This window comes from Armatimonadota bacterium (assembly GCA_031081585.1).
Classification (GTDB): Bacteria; Sysuimicrobiota; Sysuimicrobiia; order Sysuimicrobiales; family Humicultoraceae; genus Geohabitans; species Geohabitans tengchongensis.
In genome coordinates, this window is sequence record JAVHLY010000062.1 from 1 (window position 1) to 5,669 (window position 5,669).

Annotated in this window: 6 protein-coding genes; 5 read left to right on the plus strand and 1 reads right to left on the minus strand. The window is 75.8% G+C overall.

Annotated features, from left to right (window positions below; genetic code table 11):
• The first annotated feature begins 168 nt into the window (after window positions 1-168).
• From RB146_13950 to RB146_13970, 5 genes are read left to right on the plus strand one after another with little or no spacing between them, the layout of a single operon-like run.
• Window positions 169-1,107, plus strand: a complete 939-nt coding sequence (locus RB146_13950; protein ID MDQ7830067.1) for an ABC transporter ATP-binding protein — start codon at window positions 169-171, stop codon at window positions 1,105-1,107.
• Window positions 1,080-1,949, plus strand: a complete 870-nt coding sequence (locus tag RB146_13955) for an ABC transporter permease subunit (protein MDQ7830068.1) — start codon at window positions 1,080-1,082, stop codon at window positions 1,947-1,949. Before RB146_13950 ends, RB146_13955 begins: the two co-directional genes overlap by 28 nt.
• The gene (locus tag RB146_13960) at window positions 1,946-3,268 is read left to right on the plus strand and encodes a hypothetical protein (GenBank protein MDQ7830069.1); all 1,323 of its coding nucleotides are present in this window, start codon (window positions 1,946-1,948) and stop codon (window positions 3,266-3,268) included. The genes RB146_13955 and RB146_13960 overlap by 4 nt, the downstream gene beginning before the upstream one ends.
• On the plus strand, window positions 3,265-4,335 hold the full coding sequence (locus RB146_13965; protein MDQ7830070.1) for a carbohydrate kinase family protein: 1,071 nt from the start codon (window positions 3,265-3,267) through the stop codon (window positions 4,333-4,335). The genes RB146_13960 and RB146_13965 overlap by 4 nt, the downstream gene beginning before the upstream one ends.
• Window positions 4,320-5,273: a nucleoside hydrolase gene (locus RB146_13970; GenBank protein ID MDQ7830071.1), complete on the plus strand. Its 954-nt coding sequence runs from the start codon at window positions 4,320-4,322 to the stop codon at window positions 5,271-5,273. Before RB146_13965 ends, RB146_13970 begins: the two co-directional genes overlap by 16 nt.
• A 68-nt stretch (window positions 5,274-5,341) precedes the next feature.
• Here RB146_13970 and RB146_13975 read toward each other — a convergent pair.
• A partial coding sequence (locus RB146_13975; protein ID MDQ7830072.1) for a hypothetical protein occupies window positions 5,342-5,669 on the minus strand: 328 nt, incomplete at its 5' end.

The window sequence follows — 5,669 nt, forward strand, 5'->3', positions numbered from 1 at the left end:
AACGTGCGTGTCTGCCTGGAGGTGGACGCGGAGCGCGAGCTGGCCCTCTACCTCGAGCGGGTGACCGCCTACCGCCCGGGTGCCGCCCCGTCATGAGCGAGAGCCCTGCCGTCGCCCGGCCATGACCCGCGCCCTTGCCCGCCCCTGGCTATGACCGGCGTCCCCGCCGTGGAGACCCGCGGCCTCACCCGGCGCTACGGCGACCTGGTGGCGGTGCGCGACCTGGACCTGCGCGTGGAGGTCGGGGAGATCTACGGCTTCCTCGGGCCCAACGGGGCCGGGAAGACGACGACGCTGCTCATGCTGCTCGGGGTGGTCGCCCCCTCGGCCGGGCGGGTCTTTCTGTGGGGGCGGCCGCTCGAGGCCGACCCGCTGGGCCTGCGCGCCCGCATCGGGGTCGTCGGGGAGCACGACTACGTCCACGACCACCTGACCGGCGAGGAGTACCTGCGCTTCTTCGCCGCGCTCTACGGCGTGCCCGACCCCGCCGCCCGCGTTGGCGCCCTGCTGGAGCGCCTGGGGTTGTGGGAGTTCCGCCGCCTGTGCGCGCGTGACTACTCCCGCGGCATGGCGCAGAAGCTGGCGCTGGCGCGGGCCCTGCTGCACCGGCCGGCGCTGCTGATCCTGGACGAACCGGTCTCCGGCCTCGACCCGCAGGGGGTGGTGGAGGTGCGGCGGCTCCTCCTGGAGCTGAACGAGGCCGGGGTGACCATCCTCATCTCCTCTCACCTCCTCTCCGAGGTCGAGCGCACCGCCCACCGGGTCGGGATCATGCACCGCGGCCGCCTGCTGCGGCAGGGGCCGCTGTCGGCCCTACGCCTGGAGGGCGGCCGGGCCGTGGAGATCGAGGTGGCCCACCCCGCGCCGCACCTGGGCACGGTACTGGCGGCGCTGCCCTACGTCGGGCGCGTGGAGAGCGAGGGTCGGCGGCTGCTCGTCACCACGCTGGACGGGGAGGACCGGCGGGCGGCGCTCTCCCGGGCCGTGGCTGACGCCGGCGGGGTGATCGTGGGGATGCGCGTGCGTGAGCGGACGCTAGAGGAGACCTTCTTGCAGGTGACGGAGGCCGACGTCGACCGATGGGCATCCTCGCCTCCCGGCGGGTGATCCCCGCCGCCCCGGATCGGTGGCTGCGCTGGCCGCCTGTCGCGGCGATGGTCCGCCTCGACCTGCTGACGGCCCTCACCAGCCTCACCCCTTACGCCACGGCCGCGGCGGTGCTGGCCCTGGCCGCCCTGCTGCTGCAGAACGACCTGCACCGGATCCGTGAGGACGGCCTGCTCGTGCGCGGGGAGCCCTTCACCCTGCCGCTGGCGGCGGCGGGGGTGCTGCTGGCCGTCGTCCTGGCCACCTGGGCGGCGCTGGCGGTGGCGCGCGACCGCGAGCAGGGCGCGGTGGAGCTGCTCTGCTACGGTCCCGTCAGCCCGGCGGCCTACCTGCTGGCGCGGCTGGCCGGCCTGACGCTGCTGGCCGCCGTCCTCCTCCTCGTCGTGCTGGGAGGCTTCGCGCTGCTCAGCGCGGCCACGGGGTTGCACCTGGGCCCGCGGGCGGTGCTGGTCCTCCTGCTGACCATCGGCCCGCTGGCCGGCGCCGCCGCGCTCGGGCTCGCCGTGGCGGGCGCGGTGCGCCGGGCGCGGCCGGCCGTGCTGGCTGTGCTGGCGCTGGCCCTGGCGGGTGTGGGGCTGCAGGTCGCCCACGAGGTGCTGGCCCGCCTCCCCACGCCGGACTTCCACGTCAGCCCGGTCCAGGTGGTGCGCTGGACGGCGTTCCTGCTGTCACGGGTGACGGGATGGGCCCTGCCCTTCGGCTATGTCGACCGGCTGATGGCCGCGGTGCTGCGCGGGGATGCCGCGCAGGCCCTTCCCGCCGCCCTGGCTCCCTGGCTCTACACCGCGGTGTTGTTGGCTGTCGGGACCATCGCGCTGGAGCGCACCGGGGTGCGGCGGTGAGGCGGCTTCCCCTCGCCCGGTGCCTGGCGGCTGTGGTCCTGGCCTGTCTGGTGGGCGCGGGGGCGGCGGCGGCCCAGGTCCCGCGCCGGGAACACCGCTTCGTCTACGGCGTGAACGCCTTCGCCTGGGACGGGTACGTCGGCGGCCTGTCGGCGCTGCCGGGGTATGCCATCTACCTGCTGGCGGGGCGGCCCAGCGTCGTGGGCGCGCGGGAGACCCTCGTCTACTACTGGCCCATCACCGGCGAATACCGGGCGGACTGGGACACGATGAACGTGCCGGTGGCCGGCACGCTGGAGGTGTGGGAGGGCAGCCGGCTGGTGCGACAGCTGAGGCCGCTGCCCTACGTCATCCAGTACCCCGACGGCCCCGACGGCCGCTCGGTCCTCTACGTGGGGGCGGAGGCGCACCGCCGCTACCAGGCCTTCGTGCGCGGTCGAGCGCGCTACCGCGACGCCCTCTGGCGGTACAGCGAGGCCAGGCGGCGGTACCTCGAGGCTCTCGACCGGGCCGTCCAGCTCCGGCGGCGCGGCGGCCGCCTGCAGGTGCCGCAGCCGCCGCCTGAGCCCCCACCCTTCCGCCTGTACAGTACGGAGGTCCACCAGGGCTTCGTGCTGGACCTGCCGCCGGGACGCTACCGGATCCGGCTGCGCACGCCGCAGGGGATCGTCCGCCCGCAGAGCGAGCGGACCGTGGTGGTCTTCACCCACCGACGCCAGGGGGTCGCCTTCACCATCGTGCCGCAGCGGCGGTGGACCGTCCCCGAGCGTGCGGACGACGGCGGCGGGACGATCTACGCCCGGCGCGGTGAGGTCCTCTACCTCCAGCCCCACGCCGCCCGGGATTACCCGGACCTGGCCTACGCGCGCCTGCTCGACCCTCAGAGCCGCGACGGGCGGCCCGACGGGTGGCGCTGGGTCCACACCGCGCCGATCACCCGCGCCCGCCTCGAGGTCGTCGGGTCGGCGGGGCGCACCACGGTCGAGCTGCGGCCCTACCGGGTGGTCCAGGTGCCGGGAGCGGCCCTGGGCTACGAGGTGCGGGCACCGCGTCGCGGACAGCCTGCCGACTTCCACGGCTTCGCCGTCACCGCCGAGGGGCGGCTGCGCCTGCGGCTGCTCGACCCGTCCGGCCGCCCCTACCCCGGCAGTGACCGGTACGTCCGCGTCCCGGTGACGGCGCCCGCCTCCGTCTTCTTCCTGGTCCCGCTCATCCCGCTCACCCTGGGCGCCGCCGTGGTGGCCTGGCGGCGAGAACAGCTCGGAGCCTGGCGGCGGGAGCCCGCAGGCCGGTCCCGGACGCGCGGTGAGGTGCGGTGAGCGCGCCGGTACTGCTCACCCTGGGCGGGCTCGTGGCCGATCTGGTGCTGCCCATCCCCGCGCTCCCGGTGCGCGCCGGGGAGCACCAGCTGGGTGAGTGGCTGCGGGTGGAGCCGGGCGGGCTCGGCAACTGCCTGGTGGTGGCCTCGCGCCTGGGGATGCGAACCGCTGCGCTGGGCTGGCTGGGCGACGACCTCTTCGGGGATCACCTTGTGCGCGTGCTGGAGCGCGAGGGCGTGGACCTGACACCGCTCCTCCGTGTGGCCGGGCCGACGGCGACTTCGGTCGTCCTGATCGACCGCACCCGTGCCGAGCACGTCTTCCTGGGAACGTTCGGTGCGTCCGGGCCCGCGCGCGTGCCGCCCGACTGGGTGGAGCGGCTGGGGCCGGAGGTGTGGCTGCTCAGCGACGGCTACGTGCTGCTCCGCGCGGCGCCGCTCGTGGAGGAGGCGTTTGCGCTCGCCCGCGCCCGCGGGGCCCGCACGGCCTTCGACCCGGGCCCCCTCGCCCACGGCGCGCCGCAGGCCAGCCTGGGACGGACCCTGGCGCAGACCACGGTCCTTCTGCTCACCGAGGCCGAGGCTAGGGCGGTGATCGATCGGGTCGGCGCCACCTCCCCAGACCGCCTCACGCCCGGCACGGCCGTCGGTGCCGGCGCGGCGCGCCGTCCTGAGGTGCTGATGCAGGCGCTGCGCGGCCTGGGTCCCGACGTCGTGGCCGTCAAGCGCGGCGCAGCCGGGGCCGTGGTGGCGGGTCCCCAGGGCACCGTGGCCGCGGAGGGCTTTCCGGTGGCGGTGCAGGACACCACGGCCGCCGGGGACGCCTTCGACGCCGCGCTCCTCGTGGCGCTGGCCTTTGGGGCCGACATGCAGACCGCCGCCCTCCTGGCCAACGCCACAGGCGCGCTGTCCGTCACCCGTGTAGGCACCGGCACCGCCCTGCCGACGGCGGCCGAGGTGGCAACCTTCCTGGAAACGCGCGGGGCCACCCTTCCCGCCTTCCTCCGCCGCCTGACCGGCGTGGGCGGGGAGTGTGCCGGGCCGGAGGTACCATGGCGCGCCGGGTGATCGTCGACTGCGACCCCGGGCACGACGACGCCCTGGCCATCCTCCTGGCGGGCCGGCGCCTCGAGGTGCTGGCCATCACCACCGTGGCGGGCAACCAGACCGTCGAGAAGGTCACCACCAATGCGCTGAAGGTGGTGGAGGCGGCAGGGCTGACGGCCATTCCCGTGGCCCGCGGCGCCGCGACCCCCCTCGTGCGCCCGCCGCGCCACGCCCCGGAGGTGCACGGGGAGACCGGCCTCGACGGCCCCGAACTCCCGTCACCCCGGACTCCCCTCGTGGACCGGCACGCCGTCGACCTGATCGTGGAGACGGCGATGCGCGAGGACGACGTGACGCTGCTGGCGCTGGGCCCGCTGACCAACGTTGCCCTGGCGCTGCGCCGGGAGCCGCGCCTGAGGGGGCGGCTGCGGGAGATCTGCCTCATGGGCGGGTCCACCGCGCGCGGCAACGTCACCCCGGCCGCGGAGTTCAACATCTACGTCGACCCCGAAGCCGCCCACGCCGTCTTCACGAGCGGCGTGCCGGTCAGGATGGTGGGGTTGAACGTCACCCAGCAAGTGGTGGCCACGCCGGAGCGCCGCCGCGCCATCCGGGCCGTGGGGACGCGCGTGGCGGCCCTCGCCGCCGACCTGCTGGAGTTCTACAGCGCGGCGATCCACCGCCTGTACGGGCTACCGGGCGGAGCGCTGCACGACCCGGTGGCCGCGGCGGCGCTCATCGACCCGTCGGTCGTCCGCTTCGCGCCGATGCACGTGGCGGTGGAGCTGCACGGCGAGCACACCGCCGGCATGACGGTGTGCGACGACCGCTACACCCGCACCGCTCCCGACGTCCCCGCGGCCCGGCGCGGGGCGCCCCCCAACGCCGAGGTGGCCGTGGCCGTGGACGCGGACCGGTGCTTCGATCTCCTCCTCGACGTGCTACGCGAATACCCGTGAGGGGAAGGCGCGGGGGGAGGCGAGGAGATCGCGGCGCGCCGGGTGGCCCGGGCCAGGCGACCCGGTGGTCAGGGCGGCGGGAGGTCTCCGATGCCGTGCGCGGCCAGGCAGGCCGCCGCCTGCGACTGGACGGCCGGAGTGATGCGCGGCACCCCCGGTGCGCCCAGCGTCACCGCCGCGGAGATGGCCCCGTGGAGCCCGGCGATGCGGGCCGCGTCGCTCCGGCCTCCCTCCCCCGCACCGGGCGGCTTCGGCTGCGGCCTCGGACTCCGCTCCGGACCGGCCCGGATCGCCCTCGCCCACCCCACGAGCAGCCCGCCGCCGTAGGCGTTCCCCGCCCCCGTGACGTCGACCACCGGTCCCAGGGCGACGGCCGGCACGTGCACTGGGGCGGCG